General features: G+C 59.9%; 23 protein-coding genes and 1 pseudogene. 14 read left to right on the top strand and 10 right to left on the bottom strand.

Annotated elements, in window-relative coordinates:
* Positions 1–21 precede the first annotated feature (21 nt).
* Together ACLKMW_RS22515 and ACLKMW_RS22510 are read left to right on the top strand one after the other, a co-directional pair.
* Complete coding sequence (locus tag ACLKMW_RS22515) at positions 22–1,173, top strand: LptF/LptG family permease (protein ID WP_415726772.1); 1,152 nt, start codon at positions 22–24, stop codon at positions 1,171–1,173.
* Positions 1,173–2,408 carry an LptF/LptG family permease gene (locus ACLKMW_RS22510; RefSeq protein WP_415726771.1) on the top strand — a complete coding sequence of 412 codons (1,236 nt, stop codon included), beginning with the start codon at positions 1,173–1,175 and terminating at the stop codon, positions 2,406–2,408. The genes ACLKMW_RS22515 and ACLKMW_RS22510 overlap by 1 nt, the downstream gene beginning before the upstream one ends.
* On the opposite strand, the gene ACLKMW_RS22505 is transcribed toward ACLKMW_RS22510, so the two are convergent.
* Together ACLKMW_RS22505 and ACLKMW_RS22500 are read right to left on the bottom strand one after the other, a co-directional pair.
* Complete coding sequence (locus ACLKMW_RS22505; protein WP_415726770.1) at positions 2,369–5,503, bottom strand: glycosyltransferase; 3,135 nt, start codon at positions 5,501–5,503, stop codon at positions 2,369–2,371. The genes ACLKMW_RS22510 and ACLKMW_RS22505 overlap by 40 nt on opposite strands.
* On the bottom strand, positions 5,503–6,312 hold the full coding sequence (locus ACLKMW_RS22500) for a lysophospholipid acyltransferase family protein (protein ID WP_415726769.1): 810 nt from the start codon (positions 6,310–6,312) through the stop codon (positions 5,503–5,505). Before ACLKMW_RS22500 ends, ACLKMW_RS22505 begins: the two co-directional genes overlap by 1 nt.
* Before the next feature lie 180 nt (positions 6,313–6,492).
* On the opposite strand from ACLKMW_RS22500, the gene ACLKMW_RS22495 reads away from it, so the two are divergent.
* From ACLKMW_RS22495 to ACLKMW_RS22485, 3 genes are all read left to right on the top strand, one after another.
* Complete coding sequence (locus ACLKMW_RS22495; RefSeq protein WP_415726768.1) at positions 6,493–6,777, top strand: acyl carrier protein; 285 nt, start codon at positions 6,493–6,495, stop codon at positions 6,775–6,777.
* Positions 6,774–7,991, top strand: a complete 1,218-nt coding sequence (locus ACLKMW_RS22490; protein ID WP_415726767.1) for a beta-ketoacyl-[acyl-carrier-protein] synthase family protein — start codon at positions 6,774–6,776, stop codon at positions 7,989–7,991. Before ACLKMW_RS22495 ends, ACLKMW_RS22490 begins: the two co-directional genes overlap by 4 nt.
* Before the next feature lie 65 nt (positions 7,992–8,056).
* The gene (locus ACLKMW_RS22485) at positions 8,057–8,794 is read left to right on the top strand and encodes a MaoC family dehydratase (protein WP_415726766.1); all 738 of its coding nucleotides are present in this window, start codon (positions 8,057–8,059) and stop codon (positions 8,792–8,794) included.
* Between the two features lie 12 nt (positions 8,795–8,806).
* On the opposite strand, the gene ACLKMW_RS22480 is transcribed toward ACLKMW_RS22485, so the two are convergent.
* From ACLKMW_RS22480 to ACLKMW_RS22470, 3 genes are all read right to left on the bottom strand, one after another.
* Positions 8,807–9,190: a hypothetical protein gene (locus ACLKMW_RS22480; protein WP_415726765.1), complete on the bottom strand. Its 384-nt coding sequence runs from the start codon at positions 9,188–9,190 to the stop codon at positions 8,807–8,809.
* Positions 9,191–9,250: 60 nt separating this feature from the next.
* Positions 9,251–9,955, bottom strand: a complete 705-nt coding sequence (locus tag ACLKMW_RS22475; RefSeq protein WP_415726764.1) for a hypothetical protein — start codon at positions 9,953–9,955, stop codon at positions 9,251–9,253.
* A gap of 166 nt (positions 9,956–10,121) precedes the next feature.
* Positions 10,122–10,904, bottom strand: a complete 783-nt coding sequence (locus ACLKMW_RS22470) for a glycosyltransferase family 32 protein (RefSeq protein ID WP_415726763.1) — start codon at positions 10,902–10,904, stop codon at positions 10,122–10,124.
* Between the two features lie 218 nt (positions 10,905–11,122).
* On the opposite strand from ACLKMW_RS22470, the gene ACLKMW_RS22465 reads away from it, so the two are divergent.
* The 3 genes from ACLKMW_RS22465 to ACLKMW_RS22455 are packed head-to-tail and all read left to right on the top strand — an operon-like array spanning position 11,123 to position 13,177.
* A complete protein-coding gene (locus tag ACLKMW_RS22465; RefSeq protein WP_415726762.1) occupies positions 11,123–11,899 on the top strand; it encodes a CDP-alcohol phosphatidyltransferase family protein in 777 nt (258 codons plus the stop codon).
* Positions 11,899–12,411, top strand: coding sequence for a phosphatidylglycerophosphatase A family protein (locus ACLKMW_RS22460; RefSeq protein WP_415726761.1), 513 nt, complete (start codon positions 11,899–11,901; stop codon positions 12,409–12,411). Before ACLKMW_RS22465 ends, ACLKMW_RS22460 begins: the two co-directional genes overlap by 1 nt.
* A 1-nt stretch (position 12,412) precedes the next feature.
* Positions 12,413–13,177, top strand: a complete 765-nt coding sequence (locus ACLKMW_RS22455) for a polysaccharide deacetylase family protein (RefSeq protein WP_415726760.1) — start codon at positions 12,413–12,415, stop codon at positions 13,175–13,177.
* Positions 13,178–13,180: 3 nt separating this feature from the next.
* Here ACLKMW_RS22455 and ACLKMW_RS22450 read toward each other — a convergent pair whose 3' ends face one another.
* Positions 13,181–14,239, bottom strand: a complete 1,059-nt coding sequence (locus ACLKMW_RS22450; RefSeq protein ID WP_415726795.1) for a glycosyltransferase family 4 protein — start codon at positions 14,237–14,239, stop codon at positions 13,181–13,183.
* A gap of 329 nt (positions 14,240–14,568) precedes the next feature.
* On the opposite strand from ACLKMW_RS22450, the pseudogene ACLKMW_RS22445 reads away from it, so the two are divergent.
* Positions 14,569–15,511: pseudogene (locus ACLKMW_RS22445) on the top strand (IS481 family transposase).
* On the opposite strand, the gene ACLKMW_RS22440 reads toward ACLKMW_RS22445, so the two are convergent.
* Positions 15,508–15,588, bottom strand: a complete 81-nt coding sequence (locus tag ACLKMW_RS22440; protein WP_415726794.1) for a hypothetical protein — start codon at positions 15,586–15,588, stop codon at positions 15,508–15,510. The pseudogene ACLKMW_RS22445 and the gene ACLKMW_RS22440 sit on opposite strands and share 4 nt — an antisense overlap.
* Between ACLKMW_RS22440 and ACLKMW_RS22435 the strand changes: the two genes are divergently transcribed.
* Positions 15,582–15,926: a hypothetical protein gene (locus tag ACLKMW_RS22435; RefSeq protein WP_415726759.1), complete on the top strand. Its 345-nt coding sequence runs from the start codon at positions 15,582–15,584 to the stop codon at positions 15,924–15,926. The genes ACLKMW_RS22440 and ACLKMW_RS22435 overlap by 7 nt on opposite strands.
* 53 nt (positions 15,927–15,979) lie before the next feature.
* Here the strand turns inward: ACLKMW_RS22435 and ACLKMW_RS22430 are convergent, their stop codons facing one another.
* The gene (locus ACLKMW_RS22430) at positions 15,980–18,115 is read right to left on the bottom strand and encodes a hypothetical protein (RefSeq protein ID WP_415726758.1); all 2,136 of its coding nucleotides are present in this window, start codon (positions 18,113–18,115) and stop codon (positions 15,980–15,982) included.
* Between the two features lie 344 nt (positions 18,116–18,459).
* Here ACLKMW_RS22430 and ACLKMW_RS22425 point away from each other — a divergent pair, with 344 nt between their 5' ends.
* The 3 genes from ACLKMW_RS22425 (at position 18,460) to ACLKMW_RS22415 (ending at position 21,514) form a co-directional block, all read left to right on the top strand.
* Positions 18,460–19,023: a hypothetical protein gene (locus ACLKMW_RS22425; protein ID WP_415726757.1), complete on the top strand. Its 564-nt coding sequence runs from the start codon at positions 18,460–18,462 to the stop codon at positions 19,021–19,023.
* Between the two features lie 89 nt (positions 19,024–19,112).
* Positions 19,113–21,044, top strand: a complete 1,932-nt coding sequence (locus ACLKMW_RS22420; protein ID WP_415726756.1) for an AAA family ATPase — start codon at positions 19,113–19,115, stop codon at positions 21,042–21,044.
* A gap of 347 nt (positions 21,045–21,391) precedes the next feature.
* The gene (locus ACLKMW_RS22415) at positions 21,392–21,514 is read left to right on the top strand and encodes a hypothetical protein (RefSeq protein WP_415726755.1); all 123 of its coding nucleotides are present in this window, start codon (positions 21,392–21,394) and stop codon (positions 21,512–21,514) included.
* Positions 21,515–21,676: 162 nt separating this feature from the next.
* Here the strand turns inward: ACLKMW_RS22415 and ACLKMW_RS22410 are convergent, their stop codons facing one another.
* Entirely contained in the window at positions 21,677–21,847 is a 171-nt protein-coding gene (locus tag ACLKMW_RS22410; RefSeq protein ID WP_415726754.1) for a hypothetical protein, read from the bottom strand.
* Complete coding sequence (locus ACLKMW_RS22405; protein WP_415726753.1) at positions 21,844–22,116, bottom strand: hypothetical protein; 273 nt, start codon at positions 22,114–22,116, stop codon at positions 21,844–21,846. The genes ACLKMW_RS22410 and ACLKMW_RS22405 overlap by 4 nt, the downstream gene beginning before the upstream one ends.
* 343 nt (positions 22,117–22,459) lie before the next feature.
* Between ACLKMW_RS22405 and ACLKMW_RS22400 the strand changes: the two genes are divergently transcribed.
* A partial coding sequence (locus ACLKMW_RS22400; protein ID WP_415726752.1) for a helix-turn-helix domain-containing protein occupies positions 22,460–22,703 on the top strand: 244 nt, incomplete at its 3' end.

The following is a 22,703-nucleotide window of genomic DNA, read 5'->3' as shown; positions in this document are numbered from 1 at the left end:
AAGCAGTAGCCTGGCAAGTCAATGTTATTGTGGATCGGTTGCTGGCGCTTGAGTTCGACACTGTACCTGATCAGAGCGAAACGACAGATCATCGGATACTATCTTCTGATGACGCTGGCGCTTTGCTCGATCTATGTCATCGAGAAGTTCTCGGCGCTGGTCGATATCGCGTTGAAGTACCGTTTCGGTATACGCACCTTCCTCTCGCTGATGCTCTACACGCTTCCGGCGATGGTCGACCTTGCCTTGCCGCTGGCATGTCTAGTTTCGATTTATTTCTGCCTGCTGGCCTACCGGGAAAGGCGGGAGTTGTTGATTCTAGCCGGCGCCGGCATCGGGCCCGCCTATCTTGCGATGATGGTGGTCATGGCAGCGGTGTTCGCGGTCATTCTTTCCCTCGTTTTCTCGGGTTTCGTGAAGCCGGCGGCAAGTTTCGGGTTCCGGTTGACGCAGCAGATGGCCGAAAACCAGGTCCTGTCGAAAGGCATTCCGGGAGGCGTTTTCTATGCGCAGGAAAACAAGGCCCTGTACGCGAGATCGGTTGACGAAACCTCGCTGCGCGAGATTCGCCTGTTCGAGTTCTCGGACGAACAGCTTGACCGGATGATTTTCTCCAATTGCGCGGTGATGCGTGTCAACCGTGGCATCGTGCATGCGGACCTTTGCGGTGCGCAGATCTACATCTTCCAGAATGCAGACAAGGAGATATCCTCAGATCTGGCGGTGGTTGAAGTGGGCGCAGGGCCTTCCCGATACGGTTTCGACATGTCATCTATTTTTCGTACGCCAGAGAAAGGCCGGGCACAGGAACTCAGCCTCATCGAACTGGTCCGCCAAGGCAGTGGCAAAGACGGCGATCGTAGTCACCTGGAAGCAGCCTTCTCGAGGGTGTTGGGCGCGTTAACCTGTCTGATTGCGGCCGCCCTGGCCGTCGCCGCCATTGCCTTTACCGGGCCGCGCACCCGCATGTTCATCCTTCCGGTGGCCTGCGGCACGGTGATGGTCGCAGCTATTTTCAACAATACGCTGTCTTCGGCTTTTGGCTCGACGACGGGATTGCCGACGTTGCTGATTATATGCATTCTCTCTGCAGTTGTCGCTATTATCTTGACAGTCGTCCTGACGCGCACGCTCTATGATCGGCTTATCACTCCCCGAATGGTGAAAGTCTGATGCGGGGGACAGCGGCAACCCCGCCCGGCGGCAACAGGTGGTCGAAACGGGTTCCGGCCTTTGGCTCCTACTCCCGCTATATGATCGGCAGCCACGCCTGGCATATCCAGATCGTTCTTGTGATGTTGGTGTGCATCGTACTGGCAGTCGATATTTCGCCTTGGGTAGGATCCGTCTGGGCGGGCGCCGCAGACAAAAAGGTGGCCGGCGCGATTGCTGCAGTGCTGCGCTTTTCTGCGTACCGGGCGTTCGACATCATGGCGCAGGTATTTCCAATCGCCTGTGTTCTGGGAATGCTGTGGGCCGAAACGGTGCATAGCGGTTCGGGGCAGCGGCTGATGATACAGATCACGGGACGCTCGCATTTTCGTGCGGCAACACCCTTGGTCCTCGTCGCCCTGGCCGCCACGCTCATCCAATTCGCGCTCGACAACTACGTGCGCCCCGATGCCGTGATACAATTGATCGGTGAACGGCTTGGCTCCTATCGAAGCTATGTCGATCGAGTGCCTCCGGAACGTGCAGTCTGGCTCTCGCTGGGCGACGACATTCTCCAGGCCAGGATCAGCAAGGCCGATCCCCCGACTTTCGAAGCGCTGACATACTATCGTTTTGCAAAGGACCACGTTCGTGACATCACGGTGGCGGACGCTGCTCGGCCAACCGCGAAGGGGAACGCTTCATTCTGGACCTTCCTTAATGGCAACATCTGGCATTTCGATGCAGGCAGGGGCCGTTCGATCGACGCTCTGGGGACACGGTACCCGGGCTCGCCATTCGAAGAACTTCAACTGGAACTGCCCATCGATCCGCTGTGGCTTCAGTATCGTGGCATCGATCCGAAATACCTGCCCGCCAAGGTGCTAAGCCGGCTGGCGAAGTCACGGGGAATTCCATCGGACCAGCCAAAGTACGCCGCCTGGCTCCAACTCAGATATGCGCAAGCGTTCATTCCGGGAATGCTTGGCCTGCTGGTCGCGGCGGTCTTCTATTTGCTTCAGGACCGCCGCCCACTGCTCGTGGCGGTCCTGGCTTCTCTGGCGCTTGGGTATATGGGGTTCGCGGTGATGCGCCTCATGACGGTGATTGCCGAACACGCCGTGCTGCCGCCTGCGGTAGTCGCATGGGCGCTTCCCGCGCTTTTGGCGGCGTCAAGTGCTGTGACCTTCTGGCGGTTGGCCCGTTACGACCGAGCCTACCCGAGCGGTTCGAGCATAGCCGGCGAAGCCGCCTGACGATCGTTGCGTGAAGCGAACAAATGGCGCTTCAACTGCTCCGCGCTTTCCTCCCATGTCAGCCGTCGTATCAGGCTGGAATTCGGAGTTCGGAGTCTACGGTTCAACCGAAGCCATGTTCCGAGGGCTGCGGACAACTCAGCTGGGGTGGCGGTCGCCTTGAAATAGAACGCGTGGTCGCCCGCCACTTCGCGAAAGACCGGGATGTCCCGCGCGATGATCGGCAACCCCTTGGTTGCCGCTTCGATGAGCGGCAGACCGAAGCCCTCGCCGTGGCTGGCAGCGATCAGACATGTGCAAGACGCGTAGATCCGGTCGAGAAACTCGTCGGATGCATCTTCAATCCAGAACAGGCGGCGGTTTCGTTCCCGGTGCCGCCGGAGTTTGCGGATAAGCGAATCCACCATCCAGCCCGGCTTGCCAACGATCACCAACTGCTCGTTACCGTCTGCCGCCCAAATCTCCTCGAAACTTTCTAGCACCTGTTCATGCCCTTTGCGGGGTTCCACCGTGCCAACCATGAGAAAGGAAGGTGCCTGGCGGAATAGATCCAGAAGTCGCAACGCCTTGCGCGGCAGACCTGACGTTGGGCTGGAAGCGAAGAGGTCGGCGCCATTGTGTGAATGGAATATCCCCGGGGCCCGCCCGCGGCCATCGGTGTTTGCGACGAGCCAAGCGGTCAGGTCGGCCGCCACGGTACGAGACACGCAGATCGCGCGGTCGGCCTCCGCGACGACCTCCAGCCAGGCCTGGTGGGTGGCGGCCGCATGGGGGGGAAAGAAATGCGGAAATTGCAACGGCAGGAGATCGTGAACCATGAAGTTGACGCTGACGCCATGATTTCGCATGGCTCGAAAGGTCCGGCGGTTGCGGATCACTTGCTGATGCTCGAGGTCGGCCATGAAATAGATATCGCCGCTTCGCATCTCGACAGGCTCGTCTCTCAGGCTGTTGGATCGCCCTCCTAGAAAGTTGGTCGTGAACCGCCTCGCATAGAAAAACCCGCCGTCATGCGAATAGATGGGTTCAACCCTGAATCCTTCCGGAGGGCACGCGATTAGTGCATTCAAAAGCGCCCGCACGGCACGCTCGATGCCGGTCTTGAGATCTTTCCTGGCTATCGCTGAAATGTCAAACAGCAATTGCCGTGTAGCAAGTGCAGGCTGGATGGAGACTGCGGCGCAGGCTGCGAGGGCCTCATGCGCGCCCGGTGGCGCAACTGGGGGAACGACGGTGGCGAGAGCTGGTGCCAGTCTTGCCAAGGCGGCGCGTGGCCTGCTTGCGAAATTTTCGATTGCTTCAAAGTAAAGGGCAGCGATTTCGGTCGGGCTGTGATGGCGGCGTATATGGTCCAACGCTCTGGCGGCTAGTTTCGCGCGTAATGAACCGGCGTCGTGAAATCGCTCCAGCGCTTCAACGAGATCGCTTTGCTCGAATTGGTCGCGAAGCATGTATACAGCCGCGTCAGGTAACTCGCTCATACTTCCGTGCGCGTTGACGATCAGCGGAACACCGTGATTCATACAATCCAGAACGGTTCCCGATGTTTCCCCGCGCGAAAGCGTCCGCAACTGAACCGCCATATCCGCTGCCGACAGGTACTGGTGAAATCTTTCCACGTCCACCCATCCGGTTATCCGGATCCGGGAACCGTCGGGATGCTTTTCAATCGCAGCCATCATCTCCCGGCCATAGCGGCCACCCTCGCTGGCGCCGACGAAGATCAGCCGGCAGTTTCGATCTGAAGAAAGGGCGGAGCCGAACCAGGCATCAAGAAGCTGGTGGTTGAGTTTCGTCGGCCCCAGGCCGCCGAAACTGCAAACGATGAAATCATCCTCCCCGAGATCCAGCAGACGTCGTGCGGCGGATCGCTCCGTCTGAGTTGCCGGTGCTCGAAGATGGGGGATGACGACGATATGCTGCTCCGCATCGATGCCATACCAATGCCGGGCGAGCGATCTGGAGCTGTGTGCATGGACGATGACGCCGATTGCACGTTCAACCACGCCGCCGCTGCAAGGATAGCGCCAGATGACATCGATTTGATCTTTCTCGACAAACCGAGCCTTTACGGCCCCATAGCCATGCGACGAATAGAGTTCGCGTAGCCACAAACTCGGGGTATGGCCAGATGTATCCATGTGGGACACGATGCCGGACAGGAAGAAATCGTGCAGCACCACCACGCCGGGATGTTGGTCAAGCAGGGCGAACATGTGCTGATGGAATCTGGAATTGCCGAAATGATAGAGGATTCGGTCATACTGCCCGGCATTGTCCGAGAACCAATCCAGATCGCGAACCTTGCAGTTCTCTCTTGTCCACGGATCGGTCACCTGCTTCTGATCGACGATGATATCGATGCTGTAGTGCTGCGAGAGCACGGGCAGCAGTTCGTTGCAGTAGAAGCTGATCCCGCTTTGCTCGGGTGGCAGCGGCGACACCAGCGCAAGGGTCGGCTTTTTTTTTGCGTCAGCCGGGCGACGGGCGTGTTTCAGCCTCTGCGCCACCTGCTCGGCGAGCTCGATATCAGTGTCAAGCAGCGCGATCTTCGCCGGATCGAGTTCCGTCAGGCTGGCGACTAGATCAGGATCCGTCCCCATTGGGGCGAAAGCGGCGAACACCCCCGAAAGCCGTTGCAGTGGTGAGCCCGCGCACAGTGGACGCCGTGGTTGGCACCACCCTGAAGTGCCATCTAGGTATATGGCCGTCGGAATGTCAGCCAGGAGGTTTGTGCTAAAGACGATGTCGTCCACTTCCGGGTCGAGCGGCAACGGGACCAGAATGAGATCGGGGTCGAGGCTTGCAAGGAAGCCTTCCCTAATCAATTGCGCAGCACCGTGCTGCCAGCTATCGCAATTTGGATAAACGGGCTCCACCGCGTACCATAGACGAATGGTCCCGGGGGAAAGCGTCGCCTCGAACTCGGCGCGGATGCGTTCGATGCGATCCGGCAGCAACCCGCTGAGGGCCAGTATGACGTCATGCTCGGCCCATGCTGCAATCAGCGTGTGAACCAACATGTGGAGCGCGTCGCGCGAAGGCTTGCTTGTACGCGGCGATTGCAGCGCTTGTCCGTCGATGACGATCCGCATCAGTTGTCGCCAACTTTGCTTGCAGCCTGCATCTGTGTAAGCAAGTGCTGTGCCCGCGGCGAGAGTCGAGGCATGAGGAGTGGTTTTTCGGGCTGGTGCAAAAGGCGGTTAGCGCCGTCGGTCAACTGGCCTGAAAGCTTGTCGAGGAATGTCTTCTTGTCGAGCCCGGCCGGTATCGGATCGAGAATCTCAACCACGATCGTTCCAGGATTTCGCAGCCACGATTTGTTGCGCCAGTAAAGCCCGGAATTATGGACCACTGTCACGCAGGGGATGCCGAGTTGCTCGTAAAGTGCAGCGACGCCACGGCGCATCGGCGGTTTCCTGTCAACACCCGTCCTCGTGCCGGATGGAAAGATGAGAATGCTTCTTCCCGATGATGCTTGGCGCTTGGCATCCTCGAACGACCGCCTGATTGCCTGAAGATCGCCGGACCGGTTGGCAGGGATGTGGCCGCTTTTCCTGACGATCGCTCCAACCAGCGGATAATGCAGGATTTCTTCCTTCATCAACATGGCCGGATTGCCGAATATGAGCTGGAAAAACAAGTTCTCCCACGTGGATTGATGGGCCGAAGCGATCAGGACCGGGCCTTTCGGCATTTTTTCGGCGCCCCTGATTTCGAAGGTAAGTCCGCAGACATGCTTGAGGAGGAACAGGGTGCAGCGCAGATAGGCTTGCACTACCGGCCACCCCACCTGGAACGGGAAGACGATCAACGGAATGGTCAAAGCGAAAACACCCGACAACATGAGCGCTGCCAGATAGAAAATGCCGTTTCTCAAAAGTAGGAGACTGCGTTCGCGCACCAAATGATCTTTCCGGCGGGAACCGCGTGTTTGCCATCGATCGATTGATTGTCAAGAGTTTTGTTTTCGAAGGACCCGGCTGACATTTCCATCTGCCGCGTCTATGACGGTGGGCTCGCAAATCCTGCGTATGCCGCAGAGATTTGCAGCTCGACGTGTAGGATTTCAGCAAGGTACACGATGACCAGACCGGACTTAATGGTCGTGCCAGATCTGATGCGGGAAGTGATCGAGATCGTTGCCACCGAGGCGATGATCGAACGCGATAAGCTTGCGGCAGACACCCTTCTCAAGGATATCGACATTCAGTCTGCGGACTATGTCATGATCCTGATGGCGGTTGAAGAAAAATTCGGGGTCTATATTTCCATTGATAGCGAATTCTCCGATGCCGAGACCGTCGGCGATCTTGTGCGCATCGTCGCAGCGAAGATCGCCGAGCGCCCAAAGGGAGCTATTGCTTGAACCGTGTCGTTGTGACCGGCATGGGCGCAGTGTCAGCTTGCGGCATAGGTGTGGACAAGCTTTGGCATGCCGCTCGGCATGGTATCTCCGGCGTCGGACATCTCGACTTTGCAGACCTGCCAAGACAACTGGTCAAGCAGGCTGCAATGATTTCTCAGGAGGACATCGGCACGATCTGGGAGAACGCAAAGCCGCGAATGCAGGATCGCGTCACGGCTATAGCCCTGATGGCAGCGCGGGAGGCCGTTGCGCAGTCGGGGCTGATTGAGGGTGATTTCGGAACAGATTGCGGCGTGGCCATCGGGTCGGGATATGGCGGCGCGGAAACCAACACTAGGAACATGGCCGACTTCATCCGCGATCCTGCCAGTCGCATGGATCCAATGAGCATTCCAAAGATCATGACCAATTCGCCTGCTTCCTGGGTGAGCATGCAGTTCGGTGCCCGTGGCTCGACCATGTGCATCTCCACCGCATGTGCTTCCGCTACTCAGTCGATCGGCGTCTCAGCGCACATGATAAGGCACGGAATGCTCAAACGCTGCATCGCCGGAGGGAGCGAGGCTCTACTCGTTCCGAGCGTGTTTCGGGCCTGGGAACTGATGCGGGTGATGACCGCTGGCTTGTGTCGTCCGTTTTCGGCCGGCCGCGACGGGATGACCCTCGGGGAAGGGGCCGGCATCGTCGTTCTCGAATCGCTGAATGCGGCGCTTGCCAGGGGAGCCGATATAATTGCTGAAGTCGCTGGTTACGGCTCCACCAGCGACGCAAACGATCTGCTGCGTCCAGACCCTCGCGGCGCGGGCAGTTGCATGGAGGCCGCAATCGGCGATGCCGGGCTCGAACCCTTGGACATTGCCTATATCAACGCGCATGGCACGGGTACAGTCGCCAATGAACTGTCGGAAACCGAGGCGCTACGAAATGTATTCGGCAGCCGTCTGGAAGATGTGCTGGTGTCGTCCACCAAGCCGATCCATGGACACGCCTTGGGCGCTGCCGGCGCCATCGAATTCATCGTCACGGTGAAAGCCCTGGCTGAACGGATCGCACCACCGACGATTAATTTCGTGGAGGTCGACCCGAAGCTAGGCATTGATCCGGTGGCCAATACGGCGCGGCCCTTTACCGGGGACGCCTGCCTTTCAAATTCGTTCGCTTTCGGCGGCATCAACGCATCGCTCGCCATCAAGCGCTATGTCGCGCCTGCGTGAGCAAGAGCGGCCGCATTTGCCTGAAGCCGCGTCCGGCCCGCGTCGATGAAGGCGCTGCGCGACGCATGGCCGACCTCGTTGCCGAAGCGCTCGGAACGACCTTGCCATCCACTCACCCAGCCGTGCCCTTTATTTATCCGATGCGTCTGGTTGCCCAGGCCGCGTCCGACGAACTTTTACGTCATATCGGTATGGCCGGTGATCCGATCGCCGTCCACGAGGCGCAGCTGATCAAGGCAACGCACCGTCTGTCGGCCGGCGAAGAGTTGACGCTGACAGGGGAGCTCGATGCAGCTAACGGCAGCGCGAACATCGCGCTCACCGCCAAAGGCGCACAGGACGAACTGGCGGTCGAGTCGCTAACGCGCCTGCGTTTTTCTACCGCCGCAGCTCTGCTGGGGAGCGGTTCTGCGGGGGCGCGCCTTGTCGAAAACCCGGCTATATCTCCTATCACATCGCAACCGCTGGCGGATTTCCTGGTCGCCGCCTACGCTGAAGCTTCCGGCGACATCAATCCCATCCACACGGATATCCGATTGGCCACTTCCCTTGGCCTTCCCGAGCGTGTCGTGCATGGAATGCTGCTGGTGGGCCTGGCTGAGCCGGCGTTGGCCTCAGCCGGCCTTGGCCGACCCACGGAATTAAGAACACGATTTCTGGCGCCGGTTTTCGTTGGCGAGCGCGTCACCGTCGTGGTTTCTGAGCCTTCGATCGCAGCGTCGCCGGTCCGCAAGATCCGAATAGTCGTCATGCGGCAGGAAGGCCGGATCGCCTGTGTCAGCGATGCTGTCATGACCGGCTAAATAGGCCGCCGTTCACTGCGCAGAGCGCGCATCGACGAAATTGTTGAAGCAGACAAAGCCGCCGAGCAAGATGACGGCGATCAGTGTGGTCAGGATGCTTGGCATTGCTGCATTGAGCGCGCCACTGAGCGTCACATTGTGAAAAACCGCATAGCCAAGCAGAACAGGCATTGTAACGCCAACCAGCGGAATTCGGTGGAAGAGCTGGAGAAAGGTGAACTTGACGCCGTCACGACCGAGGAAATTCACGATGACGCCAAAGAAGAGCGAGAAGAAATTGATGACGGCAAGGATCAGGATCGACATCACGACGAAGAGAAAAGCCAGGAGCCGGAGGCCTGCGTGGCGCAAGCCGGACAGCCCGGCTGGACTGTCCTGACCAAAAGATCGATACATTAACGTTATCATACTGCTAGCAATCTCTCTTGCGGTGCTATCCAGCGCATTCGAGCCTTCTTACCAGTCGGCGGCGAAAACCTTCAAGGCTGTTTCGTCGTTTTCTCCCGATCTGTTTACTCCCGCGGTCAAGGCGGCACGAAAGGAGGCGGGGGTTTCCAGCGGCAACTCGTTCGCGCGCACTACGAAACGCGGTACGCCCGAGCGGGCGAGCTGACCGGATACCCAGACATCGTCGACCCAGCGAACCGCGGCGGGTGAGCCAGAGAAATCATGAACCGCATTACCCAGGGCGTGGGGTGGCACAAGGTACCCCCATGTGCCGAAAAGAACGTCGACTTGCGTCGACTTGGATACGCCGGTGGCAAAGACATGGTCGAGAGCGGGAAACGCCACCCCCTCTTTCAACCGGATGCCGCGAAAGCCGATCGCGGCGACCTTGTTCCGGCGATGCTCGGCCAGCAGCGTTTCGATGAAGCGGCGTGGATAGATCACGTCGTCATCGACGACGATCATAACGGCCTCGGGTTCCAGCTTGAGCGCTGGCAACAGCTTTGTCACTGGTCCCTCATCCTCGCAACGTATCACGTCGATCCCGACCGGCAGGCCGAGCGTCTCGGGCTCGGGGTAGGCTTGGCCCCGACGGGCCCTATAGGGAAGTGCAAGCACGATCCGGTCGGCCGGCTGCGATTGGTCGATAAGGCTGCGCAAGACCGGCGCCAGCATTTTGGCGCGGGCAGGGATAGTCGTCAGGGTAACTACCACACGTTCCTCCCTGATCGGGATTGGCAGCTGTTGCGGGTACCGGAAATGCAGCTTGACGGCTCGCCAGAGCGCTACCGCTAGGCTGAGCGGCCTGGTGTTCCTGAAACGCGCAAGCGTTCGTCTAACTTCCCTCGCCAGCCGGCCGGCAGGTTGATCGGCCACGTCCTCACATCCCTTGCCGGTGCATGGCTGGACCATTCATTCGGCCATCGAGGTACCCGGATGGAAACGGATTTGGCCAGAGGTCGCGTTCAATCCAGATGCGAGAGATCGGACGCCTCGGGGACCGCGCTTTCCAGCTGCCGAAGAAATGGTGACGTGTATGGATGTTGGTTTTGAACGGCCACACGTCCGGATAGTGTCGCGGCGGCATCAGAACGATTTGCCGAAGAACGCCGATATCGGGGCGGAGTTTTTCGAAAAACAGGCGCGTCAGCATACGTGGTCCAGTCAGATCCTCTATGGCGTGTCGCTCAATGGACTTGCAGCTGCGCACCAGTTGTATTGATCTTTCCATCGCCTCCATCAAAAAAGGGTGACCGGAGCGCGCCGCAAAAATGCAGTTCGCTATCTGCAGCGGGTGGTCGTAACGCAGTTCCTGCTGCCTTGCCCGCGAAAGATGCGCCTCCACTGAGAACAGGGCGGGAGCGATCGACAGCAAAGGGTGGATTGGGCGAACACATTCCATGTCGATATCGGCATAGATGCCGCCATCACGATAGATCACGGCATAACGAAAAAAATCTGCACGCATCACAGAATGCGGGAAATTCAGGTAATCGGCCAGGAACTGCGGTGCGACCTCAGCCACGACATCCACACAGCCCGCATCGTCGAAGAAGCGGTAGGAAAGACCGGGATTATTCCGTCGCCAACTTTCCTGAAATCGTTCGGCAGTCGCGGGTAGGGCCGTGGAACGCCAGGTTTGAGTAATCGAATGGGGTATCAAGAGAGGGTCCCGAATGATGCCGGCTTGACTTGACGCGTCCGCGAATTCGCATCTCGCATCAAATCCCCTTTCGACGCAACGCTTTGAGCAGGGATGGCCTTGCGGAAGGGATTGCGGCCGGGTTAGAAGCGTCGGCGGACGAGGGGGGAGCCCTTACCGATATAGATCACACTTAATACTGTTGGCGGCCGGTCTGGCTTCCGTTGGAACCCACTGTCATGTTCGATGCTTTCCAACAGTTGATCATGGCCGATGCGGGAACCACGCTTTTCCTGGTCGTTTATATTGGCTGCCTGGCCACGCTCTACGGCATCAATGCCATTTATGTGCTTGGCGTACCAAAACCGCCGGCACGGATCAGACGCGGCGGCAGTGCCGGCGCATCCCCCATCCAGCTCGCCGCAAAGGGCGCGATCACCCGCTTCGCCCATTGGATTGCGTCGCAAAACATTACGCCAAACCAGATCACGCTTGTCGGATTGGTGCTAGTTGCGTTCAATTGCGCGCTGTTTGTCTACCACAGGAACACCTTCTTCTTCGGAACCAGCCTGATCGTCGCCTATCTGTTCGATACTTTGGACGGGGTGGTGGCGCGCGCGCAGGGCAAATCAACAAAGTTTGGCGGATATCTGGATGCGGTGGTCGATCGCTACCAGGAGGTCATCACCTATCTTGTCCTGGGCTGGGTTCTCGACCAGTGGCTCGTGGTCTTTCTCGTGATCACCGGGTCAATGCTGACCAGCTACAACAAGGCGCGCGCTGCGATCGAGATTGCGGTGGACAATAAGGGCTGGCCGGATCTGCTGGGAAAGCCGGCCCGCCTGTTTTTCCTGTGCGTGGCGCTGATTGGCGATTCCAATCTGCCATGGCTGCTCACCGGAACGCTTTGGGGGCTGGCTATCATGACGCATTTCACCGCGCTGCAGCGGATCGCACGCGCCGATCTGCTTATCAAGCAAGCGGAGACTGCCGGCAAGCCGGGCGGGGAACACTGATGGCGACGACAACCGCAGCTGTCGCGAAGACTACGAGCCCAACCTTTGTCGCCATGGCCGCCACACCTCATCAACTCGTGGCGATGATGTTCGGCCTTGGGCTTTGCCGGTTTTGGCCGGGTACGTTGGGTTCTATCGCTGGCTTGGCCCTGTTCGGCGCCCTCCAACTCATGTCTCCCGCTTACCGGGCAATGGCTTATCTGCTGCTGATCCTTATTGGAGCCTGGGCCTGCCAGAAAACGGGCGAAGACCTCAATTCGCCCGACCACAACGCGATGGTCATAGACGAGACACTGGGCATGAGCCTCGTCCTTGAATTCGTCGCGCCTGGAATATTGATGGGAGCAATTGCATTCCTGCTGTTTCGCCTCTTCGACGTTTTCAAGCCTTGGCCTGTTTATGTCGCGGACCGCAGGTGGAAAGGCGGGTTTTTTGTCATTCTCGATGACCTTCTGGCGGCGATATACGCGATCCTTGTAGCGCGGTTTGTCTTTATGCCGCTGCTGGCGTGAGATGACGAAACCGAGCGCCTGCAATGTGATAAGCGGACAGGAGCGATGGAAGCCGGGTCCCGATGTGTATCTCACGGTGGACGTCGAGCCGGACTGCCCACCCTATCTGTGGACCTGGCGCGGCGTCGAGGAAGGCATGCCGCGGCTTGTCGAACTTTTCGCCGACGAGGCGGTGCCAGGGACCTTTTTCGTTACCGGACAAACAGCCTCCCGCTACCCACAGATGGTGGAAGCTCTTGTCGAGAAAGGGCACGAGATCGGCTGTCATGGCTTCAGCCATGCTTCTTTCACGACATTCGATGAAGAACGCGCCCGGCTCGAGATCACCCACACCAATTCCATCCTGCGCGGTTTTGCGCCGGTCACGTCATTTCGCGCGCCGTACCTGCGACTTCCCGAGAAATTCTTGCCACTTTTGGCTGATGCCGGCATCACGACCGATTCCTCCCGCGCCAGCTACAAGTTTCAAGAAAAGCCAAACAGATCCGTGGCGCAAGTGACACGCCTTCCTGCATCGGTCACGTCAAGCGCTTTACGGCTCCCGGCCATCATCCGGGATCGCTGGTTGAAAGCGCTCAAGAGCCCGGTCGTGCTTTTCGTGCACCCATGGGAATTCGTCGATTTGACCCGCAGCCCGATCCGCGTGGACTGCCGGTTCCGGACCGGAGACACTGCACTTGAAGACTTCCGCTCCGTCATCCGCCTCTTTCGCGATGCCAGGGCGACATTCCTGCGCGTCTCGGATTTCAAGGATCACAGCAGATAGTCACTACGGGGCAAGGACTCGTCGGTAGAGGGCGATATGATCCGCAGCAAGCGCCTTCCAGTCGTAACGAGTGAGATCACCACTGTGTAGTGACAGTTTTTGCAGCCTCTCCGGGTCGGCGGCAAGGGCAGCCATCTCGTGCGCCATCTCGTCGTCGTCATCTGCCAGCACGCCAGAGACGCCGTGTTGAATGAAGTCGGAGATTCCCGTTCTCTTCATCGCGAGAACGGGAAGACCTGCCGCCCTTGCCTCCAAGGCGGCAATGCAAAAGGCTTCCTTAATCGAAGGCATGATGAACAAAGCACTAGCGCGATAGAGTGTCGCTAACTGTTCGCGCGTTTGCCAGCCCACGAGTCTGATCTTTCCACGTAGATTTCTTCGGGCGATGTGTCGCTCAAGGCGTGGGCGCAACGGCCCGTCGCCAGCGATGGTAAGTGTCAGGCCTAATCCGTCGCGCGATGCCTGGCACTCGGCTTTAGCAAAGGCATCGACAAGCGCGAAAGGGCGCTTACGTGGCTGAAGGCGAAGTGCCGAGACAAACTGGATCTGCCTCTCGCGGTCTTTCTGGCGCTGGGGTTTGGCGTTCCATAAATCTTGATCGAAGCCATTGGGTAAAATGCGAATTCGGCTCGCCGGCATGGCATCCTGGATCTGCGCGGCGATAAGACCGCTCACTGCAGTCAGCGTTAAGTCATCATCCAGCCAGCCGATTGCGCGGTCGGCGAGCCACAGGAAAAAAGGCATTGTCCGCATGACGGAGTGGAGCGTCACGACCATTGGCAGGTTCAGCGAACGCGCCGCTGGCACAGCCGCAAAACAGAGCGGCGCCACGATGCTTGAATGGATGTGAATCATCTCATATCGGCCGGCTTCAAAGCGTTCGCGGAGCTTGCCTACCAACTGTGGCGATGCCGCCAGTTGCACCAAGGGCAAGCGAAAACAGTCGAGTCGGTCTATCGGTATGCCGTCGATCTCCGGGCTGCCGGGAAAGCTTGTCACGATCGTCGTTTCGACGCCCCGCCGTCTTAACTGCTTGGCGAGAGCAAGAATGTGTGTCTCTATCCCACCCTGGCGCGGCAGGCACCAGTCGCTGACCAGCGCTATGCGCTTGGGGTCACGACTGCGGGGGGGTTCCTGCAGGTTGAGGAAGGTGGACTGCGAGATGATGCAAACTCTTGCCAGATGCTAATAGCCCGCTTACGAACGGTGTACTCCCCCGTCAAGGGGTTTCGATGGTGGCTCTCTTGCAATGGGAGATGATGAGGCTTGTCGATCCGATTGCATAACGGATCCACTCCCGCAGTTGCCCCTCGCGTTCAGCTTTCGCCAGCTAGGTGTTTGATCCCGCATTTTGATGGTGCAATCTTTTCTCATGAATGGAAGGATGCACTATGGGACAAGTTCACCACGGGAGCGCCACGACGACAGCGGCAGTCCGTCGAGCGATACAACATAGTCAAGAGAGCCTAAGGACGCTGGCCAAGCGCTACGGGATCAATCAGAAGACCGTTGCGAAATGGAAAAAGCGCACATCGGTTGCCGATTTGCCGACCGGGCCGAAGGAGCCGCATTCCACGGTGCTGTCGCTGGAGGATGAGGCCATCATCGTCGCCTTCCGCAAGCATACGCTGCTGCCGCTCGATGACTGCCTCTATGCCCTTCAGGCGACGATCCCGCATCTGTCCCGATCATCGTTGCATCGCTGCCTGGAGCGCCATGGCATCTCCCGGCTGCGAGGGCGACAAGCCAGCCAGGAAGAAGTTCAAGAGCTATCCGATCGGCTATTTCCACATCGACATCGCAGAGGTGCAGACTGCTGAGGGCAAGCTCTATCTGTTCGTAGCCATCGACCGGACATCGAAGTTCGCCTTCGCCCAGCTCCATCTCAAGGCAGGCAAGATGATCGCGGCGCCATTCCTGCGCGATCTCATCGCGGCGGTGCCCTACACCATCCACACCGTACTGACCGACAATGGCATCCAGTTCACAAACCGGGCCTGTGACACGTACGCTTTCCACCATATCTTCGATCGGGTCTGCGACGAAAACGACATCCAGCACAGGCTGACCAAGATCAAGCATCCCTGGACGAACGGACAGGTGGAGCGGATGAACCGGACCATCAAAGAGGCCACCGTCAAACGCTTCCATTACGACGATCACGATCAGTTGCGTCGGCACCTTCAGGACTTCATCGAAGCACACAATTTCGGACGACGACTGAAGACCCTCAAGGGCCTGACGCCATACGAGTTCATCTGCAAACAGTGGACTTCAGAGCCGGATCGATTCATCATCGATCCAATCCATCAAATGCCGGGACTGAACAGCTAGGCGATGATATCGGCGAGCTTTGAGAAGTAGACACTTCTCCCTGCCTTCACGGCCTCGACGGCAAGTGCTGTTGCCAAGTGGCTTTCGCCGGTGCCGGGAGGGCCGAGAGAAGCATCACCTCCGCCCGCTCGATCAACTTCAGCTCGGCCAGCGCCATGATGCGGCTTTATCGAGCGAGCGCTGGAAGGTGAAGTCGGAGCCCGCGAGCGTCTTGGTGGTGGTTAGTCTGGACATCATCAGGGGTGGCCTTGATGCATCGGCGCTCACGCAGGCTAAGTTCTTCGACCAGCAGTTCATCGAAGGCCAAGATGCCGTCAATTTCGACTTGATGAGTCGCAGCGTGGCGTCGAGCGCTTCGAGAGAGCCAGCCGAAGGCAACTGCCAATCGCGGCGGTCGCTACAATCAGTGATTTGATGGCCGTCATTCGCCCTGCACTGATGCCGCTTTTCCTTCCGGTCGCACGTCCCTTAGCCATTGACGACGGCCTCCGGGGAACAGGTTGTCAGCTTCCTGAAACTGTTGATGTGCTCGTCGCGGTCCTTGTCGATCGTTCGGGATGTGCCCGTTGAGCTTCTGCCTCGCGTCTTCCAGCAGTTTGTTGAGGGATTCGGTACTGCGTTCCCGCCGCCTTCGTTCCTCTTCAGAGCAGAACAAGCGTTCGCCTTGGATGCGGAAATTTTTACCCGCCTGTAATGCTGCTGGCCCGGCACATGGTAGATGCGCTCGCCCTCCTCGTCCCAGTCCGGAAGGGATTCGAAGTCCGCCGTCAGGAATGCTTCCTGAGCGGCGAGGATCATGGCGTCGAGGTCGTCATCGTCAGCGCTATCCTCCCCAGGATCAGCGACGGACGTCCAGTCGGCGGTCTCAAGGGTGCGCGGAGGCACAAGGGACAGAACGTTGGAACAGAGAGGCAGGGTGATCGGTGGCGCTGGCTCGCGTTTGCGTTCCATCATGACCCGAACCTCCGAGGTCTCCCTGGCCGTGGGCATTCCGGTGCAGTCATTCAGCGGATCGGGTAAAGGCGGCGCCAAGTCATCAGCGACCGTGCTGGTGATGACCATGCCCGTCGGGAGCACCACAGGCTTTTTATCTATACACCGAACTTTACACCCCCTGCGAGCGTCGAGAGCAGCCTGGAGTTCGGCCCACCTGGCATAGACGGTCGGTCGTGAAACTCCGGCCTCGCGCGCCAGGGCGGACTTGGAGACTGCGGTGGTGCCGACGGCCAGCAAGTCCCAGGCGTCCACCAGCTTCCGGAGCGTCTTGTCCGCCCTCTCCTTGGAAGCGTATTTCGCGGCGACCTGCTGGCGTTCACGGACTGTCGGCAGATGGCCGACGACATGCATCAGCGCCTTGCGGACGATTGCCTTTTCGAGCTTCGCGGGATCGAACGCTCCAGCGGCATAGGACGACACCCGTGCAACAAGCAGCGCGACCTGTCTTTCCGACATGCGGCGACGTCCAGGCAGGCCGGCGACCATTTCCTGCGCAACCGGCTCGAGAGCCTGATGCAGACTGTCGGCAACGGTCCCTTCGGGTGCCCGCAGTCGCAAATCGGAATCAAAATGCCACCTTCGCAGGATTGTGTAGGCTTGCTTCTGAATGGCGGTGAAGATTTCGTTCGAGGTCGCAAGCTCGATGCCGGTCTTCTCGGCCGCTCGCTGGCGGACGAGCGCCTCCCGGTTGAGCGACGTGTCGACCCAGCCCGCCCAGTCCGACATGGACATGAACTCACGGTCGTTCATGACATAGCCGGTCGCCAGAGGCGACAGCGGGTTCTTGCCACGCTGGGTGGCCGCCGGCGCGCCCGGATCGGCCTTCAGCGATCTCAGCGCATCGACGATGCCGTAATAGACGGCCTCGAAGAATTTGACGGTGCGCATATTGCAGCGGCGATCTTCGGGATCGTTCCAGACCGCCTCGCCGGGCGGCAGCAGGAAATACAGATGCGGCCGCGCGAACCTGCCGTCGGACAGTTCGTCTCCGGCGACGAGATGCGGCGCAAAGGGGATCGTGCAGCCGACCAGCTGCCGGACATCGTCGATGAAGGCATCGAGCGAGGGCCAGGTCTCGTCGAGATCGATGCGCCAGTAGCCCAGGAAGGTTTTGTTGCCTTCGACATAGGGCAGGTCCAACGACAACAGCTTGGAGCGGCTTTCCACGCCGAGGTTGGCCTTGTCCCACGACATGCGCAGCTCGCCGCCCTTGTGGCAGGCGGCGACAAACATCCTCCCGGGCAGACCGAAGGCTTCGCTGCGGAGGCCTTTCTCGTGAACGTCTTCGCGCCAGCGGCCGTAGACCTTCCTCGGAGTGATGAGCCGGAAGCCTTCCTTCAGCCGCTGCTTGACGAGGCCGGCCTCGAACCGGGCGTTCTCGACAAACGTCTTCGCATCTTCGCGGCGGAGCTGTTCTTTGAGCCGCCATGTGCGCTGCGCGGCGGCGCTCAGACCTTCGGGCATCACCCTTTGCTTGCGGGCGCGGCGGCGCTTCCTGCGCTCCCTTTCGTCGGCGAGAGCGGCGGAACGGGCGGCGCGCGCATTGGCATAGGCTTCGTTGAAGACCTGCGCTCCACTTGCCGAGTTGTATGTGCCGATCCCGCTCATGACACCGATCGTTCGGCGTCTTCTGGGCCGCGACAATAGCCGGCGGGCGACTTCGGCCGGGTCCCGGCAAAGCTGACCGGATTCGGCCTAGCGTTCTTCAGGACCCGTCAACAGAATTGACGGCGAGATTTATTTTTCCGGACGCAAACATCAGCGGAGCCGGCTTGACGCCGCCGTGGCGAGCCCTGTAACGAACAACCTAGCGATCGCACTTCCTTAGATCTTGTCCGGTAGGGTGATCGCAACCGAGGAACCGAACCATGAAGACGCTCTCGATACGCATAGCTGCCTGAAGTCACCGCGCCGCCACCGGCGCGATCAGCAGTTTGTATCTGGAGAGCGTCATGGGTTTCATCCGCAAATTCTACACATCGGATTCGCATTTCGGTCACGAGGCCATCATCGGCCATTGCAATCGGCCGTTCGCCTCGGTGCCGGAAATGGATCGGTTCATGATCGAGCGCTGGAACGACGTCGTCGGCAGGGACGACATCGTGTTCCACCTCGGTGACTTCGCCATCGCCGATGCCGAGTACGCCAAATGGGCGTTCCGCCAGCTCCGGGGCCGCAAGGTCCTGATCCTCGGCAATCACGATTGCCGCAGAGGGCCGGGACATGTCTTGCCGCACATCCTCGCGCTGCCATGGGAGCGGCCGCCGGTCGAGTCGTTGGAAGTCGATGACGAAGGCTGCCGCGTTTTTCTCAGCCACTATGCGCACAGGACCTGGCAAGGCGCGCACCGCCAGAACTCATATCATTTCTACGGCCACAGCCACGCGACCATCCCGCATCTCGGAAGGTCGCGCGACGTCGGCGTCGACTGCGAGGACGTGGCGTTCACGCCGCGCACCTTCAAGGAGCTGGTCGCGGTCCTGCCCGGACTGCAGACAGCTCTTGCTCACGCGTGAGCGCCAGGCGGCAACCTCCCGCCCCCAGATCAATGCTCGGCCGCCGGCATCCCGCCGGACGGCGGAGCCATGCTCGAAAAGCGAAACCCATGAAACAGAAACCCACCAAACGGAAAGGCATCCCTGACGGCATCAGGACCCTGCCGCAGATGCTGATTTATTTTGGCATCGTGCGCGCCTGCCGAAACGTTCCGGCGTTCGCTCTGCGGCGGCCGATCGTCCTCGGCCTCGTCATCCCGAGCGGACAAGCCGATTTGTACACCTATGTCGCCGGCCTCCTCATCGACCGCGGCCGATCGTCATTCGGTTCGGATGCCACCGTCGTCACCGCCGATCCGGATCCCCGGCGAGCAAAAAGGAACGAAACGAACATCGCCGAGGCGGTCCGTCAGCACGACCGTGTCGTCGTTCTTGCCGAAAGCCGGGACTACCTTCCCGCCCGTTTCGAACTGATCGCCGACGCGGTCGTCGCCGCTTCTCCGGTATCGGCCAGGGATGTCGCAGCGGCGGTGCGCGTCATGTTCGGCTTCCACATGACATCGGCCGATGCCGCGATCGTCGCGCAGGCCCCGATCGACGCCATCGCCGGCGCGTTCCGCAAAGGGCGGCCGATGACCATCGCCCTGAAAATCATGCGTGAGGCCCTGGCCGCAATCAGCAACGACAAGGCCAAGCCGGAAGTCTCGGCGCCGACGCTCGACGATCTGCATGGCCTCGGCGAAGCCGGCGACTGGGGCCGGGAGCTCGCGATCGATCTCGAAGACTGGAAGGCCGGCAGGATTGCGTGGTCGGATGTCGAGCGCGGCATCCTGTTGAGCGGCGTTCCCGGCACCGGCAAGACGACCTTCGCGGCCGCGCTGGCCAGGACCTGCGGCGTGCCTCTTGTCGCCGGTTCGATTGCGTGCTGGCAGTCCAACGGCCACATGGGCGATTTGCTCAAGGCCATGTATGGCGCGTTCAAGGAGGCGAGGGACAAATCGCCGTCGATTCTCTTCATCGACGAAATCGATGCCGTCGGCGACCGCGAGAAATTCAGCGGCGACAACGCCCCGTACTGCACCGAAGTGGTCAACGGCCTGCTTGAATGCCTGGACGGTGCCGACGGTCGGGAAGGCGTCGTCATCGTCGGCGCCTGCAATCACCCGCAACTTTTGGATGCCGCGATCACCCGTCCCGGACGGCTCGACAGGCACGTCGTCATTCCGCTTCCCGATGCCGAGGGCAGGACCGGCATCCTGCGCTGGCATCTCCAGGGCGCGCTGCGCAATGACGACCTGTCGCCCATCGTCGAACGGACGGAAGGCTGGTCGGGCGCGGCCCTTGAGCAACTCGTCCGGCAAGCGCGGCGCACGGCGCGGCGCGCGCGTCGGGAAATGCAGCTCGGTGATCTCACCGAGGAACTGCCTTCCCTCATCCCCGTGCCCACCGACACGCTCTGGCGCACCGCCATCCATGAGGCGGGACATGCCGTCGTCGGGCTGGAATGTGGGCGCTGGCGCGTCGTCGACGCTTCGGTGGTGCTGGCCATGGCCGACGCGGGCGCCCAGCAGGCCGCCGGCAAAGTCGTGTGGGAAGATGACGGCGGGCTGCTATCGTCGGCTACTGACTACCGGGCGCGTATCATGCGCGGATTGGGCGGACTGGCAGCCGAAGAGGTGGTGCTCGGCAACCGGACCGACGGCGGTGGCGGCACCGCCGGGAGCGACCTCTATAACGCGACCCTGGCCGCGGCGGCGATGGAAGCGTCGATGGGGCTGGGCAGCGGTCTGACCTATCTGTCGACGGTCAACCCCGACGAACTGCTGCGGCTCGTCCAGTTCGATCACCTCACCCGGTCGCGTGTCGAAAAGACGATCTCGGATTGCTACGACGAGGCGAAGAAAATCGTGGCGGCGCGGCGCGGCGATGTCGAACGCCTGGCGCATGCGCTGCGCGACAAGGGCCGGCTCTCCGGCGATGAGGTCCGGGACGTTCTCGACGCGCAGCCAAGGCTCAAACTGGTGGCTGGGGACGCGCAATGACTCGAAACGCGTTCCCAGCAACGCGATCGGGGTGGAGGCGCTTCACCCGCGCATAGACATGGACATAGCCCGTCATCGAAATCAGGGAAGCGGCACCAATTACAGCGCGACATCTCAGCACGGGTACCTGGCGTCGCCGGAATCTTGCACTGCCCGGGGGTACCTATGCGGCGAGCTGTTGCAACATCATTCCAAACGAATGGACTTGCGCCGCTAACCGGCTGATAATTTCGGCTGACCCCAGGTCCGCGCTATTCGGGACCCTACACAAAGGAGCCATCTTGGACATTCCCTCACCGACGTTGCCACCCCACCATCCAAGCAGAAACAAAGAATGCGCAATACACATGGAAAACGCCATCGCCGGTCTTTGGGAATTCTTCGAGGACGCCGGCTGGTCCGAGGACGAATTCAATCGCGCGCTCATCGCCGAAGCCAGGCGCACAGCGCCGGATGAGGAACAACAGTAGTTTTCAGCGGGAATGCCCACTTCTAGGCAGCACAACGTCGGCGCAACAGGCCAGCGGTTCGACATCCCCGCTAGGATGGAAATACAGGCTCTCAACATGAAGCGAGGCCCAACTAATTCTCATCTGCCCGCGCTATGCGACACAATTTGCGATGGTGTGTCCTCAGTCCCCTAACCCCTTCGCCTGTTCGTTGCGGTCCCGTTCTTTGGCGATCCGTTCGTATGTTATTATGGCTTCGTAGAAATCGGCCGGGCCGTCGCCGATGGCCGCGCGCGCCAGTTCGCTGGCGACCGCGTTGCGCCACAGGTCCAGATGCTTGATCTCGTAAGTCACGACTTCCTCCCTCGCCTCTCGAGCCTCTCGACCGCCAATCTTAGCTGCTCCAGCGACAGGCCGTCCACGCGCCCTTTGCTGACAATCCCGCGCAGCTGACCCGGCTCCAGCCTGGCGATCGCGGCGGCCTGCTCTATCGACAGGTCGCGTTCATGCAGCGCGGACGCAATGGCAAGCGCGGCGTCGGCTTTCATCTGTGCCCCGCTGGGCCCGGTAAGCCCGAGATTGCCCCCAAGTCCGTCGTTGCCATACACAGTGTCCCGCCGCATGCCCGCGCACCCTTTCGTTTGCCTCAGACCAGCTTTTGTCTTTACCGAGCACATTGCAAGCGCCGGTGCGATGATCCTGTACCAATATATTCGCCGAACCCGAACAGATTGAGGACTTCGCATGAACATCCCCGCCCAGGACTGGGGCGGAGCAACGAGATGCTGGATCATCCACGAACTGTGCAGAATTTATGCAAAGCGCCAGACACCGGGATATCTGGACGGCCAGCCAGTTGGATTCGTCACATAGGGATCTTGACGCCAGCAGCTGTCAGGCGAAATGAGAAATTGCCCCCCGGACGAAAGGAAGAACTGACCCCCTCTCTTTTGAGAGGACGGATAGATGACGACAGAGCTTTCGGCGACACCTGCATTCTCGGGGACAATGCAGGGAGAGGCGATGCTTCAAGCGGAAGAAGTTGGGGCGATGCTGCGCCTTCATGAACGAGGCTGGGGAGCGAAGCGGATTGCACAGGAGTTTGGCTGCGCGCGAAACACGGTTCGGCGATATCTTCGCGAAGGCGGTGTGATTGCCTATCGGCAACCTCGTCGTCGAACAGCCTTCGACGGATTGGATGATTGGCTTC

It is taken from the genome of Borborobacter xinjiangensis (assembly GCF_047739745.1).
In the GTDB taxonomy this organism is placed as follows: Bacteria; Pseudomonadota; Alphaproteobacteria; order Rhizobiales; family Rhizobiaceae; genus Pseudaminobacter.
The sequence above is the reverse complement of the archived record's forward strand: the minus strand, read 5'-3'. Positions and strand labels throughout refer to the sequence as shown.

Excerpts from the sequence above, each read along its gene's own strand:
- ACLKMW_RS22515 (WP_415726772.1), top strand. The coding sequence starts at position 22 with ATGTTATTGTGGATCGGTTGCTGGCGCTTGAGTTCGACACTGTACCTG.
- ACLKMW_RS22510 (WP_415726771.1), top strand. The coding sequence starts at position 1,173 with ATGCGGGGGACAGCGGCAACCCCGCCCGGCGGCAACAGGTGGTCGAAA.
- ACLKMW_RS22505 (WP_415726770.1), bottom strand. The coding sequence starts at position 5,503 with ATGCGGATCGTCATCGACGGACAAGCGCTGCAATCGCCGCGTACAAGC.
- ACLKMW_RS22495 (WP_415726768.1), top strand. The coding sequence starts at position 6,493 with ATGACCAGACCGGACTTAATGGTCGTGCCAGATCTGATGCGGGAAGTG.
- ACLKMW_RS22485 (WP_415726766.1), top strand. The coding sequence starts at position 8,057 with ATGGCCGACCTCGTTGCCGAAGCGCTCGGAACGACCTTGCCATCCACT.
- ACLKMW_RS22480 (WP_415726765.1), bottom strand. The coding sequence starts at position 9,190 with ATGTATCGATCTTTTGGTCAGGACAGTCCAGCCGGGCTGTCCGGCTTG.
- ACLKMW_RS22465 (WP_415726762.1), top strand. The coding sequence starts at position 11,123 with ATGTTCGATGCTTTCCAACAGTTGATCATGGCCGATGCGGGAACCACG.
- ACLKMW_RS22460 (WP_415726761.1), top strand. The coding sequence starts at position 11,899 with ATGGCGACGACAACCGCAGCTGTCGCGAAGACTACGAGCCCAACCTTT.
- ACLKMW_RS22455 (WP_415726760.1), top strand. The coding sequence starts at position 12,413 with ATGACGAAACCGAGCGCCTGCAATGTGATAAGCGGACAGGAGCGATGG.
- ACLKMW_RS22430 (WP_415726758.1), bottom strand. The coding sequence starts at position 18,115 with ATGAGCGGGATCGGCACATACAACTCGGCAAGTGGAGCGCAGGTCTTC.
- ACLKMW_RS22425 (WP_415726757.1), top strand. The coding sequence starts at position 18,460 with ATGGGTTTCATCCGCAAATTCTACACATCGGATTCGCATTTCGGTCAC.
- ACLKMW_RS22420 (WP_415726756.1), top strand. The coding sequence starts at position 19,113 with ATGAAACAGAAACCCACCAAACGGAAAGGCATCCCTGACGGCATCAGG.
- ACLKMW_RS22415 (WP_415726755.1), top strand. The coding sequence starts at position 21,392 with ATGGAAAACGCCATCGCCGGTCTTTGGGAATTCTTCGAGGACGCCGGC.
- ACLKMW_RS22405 (WP_415726753.1), bottom strand. The coding sequence starts at position 22,116 with ATGCGGCGGGACACTGTGTATGGCAACGACGGACTTGGGGGCAATCTC.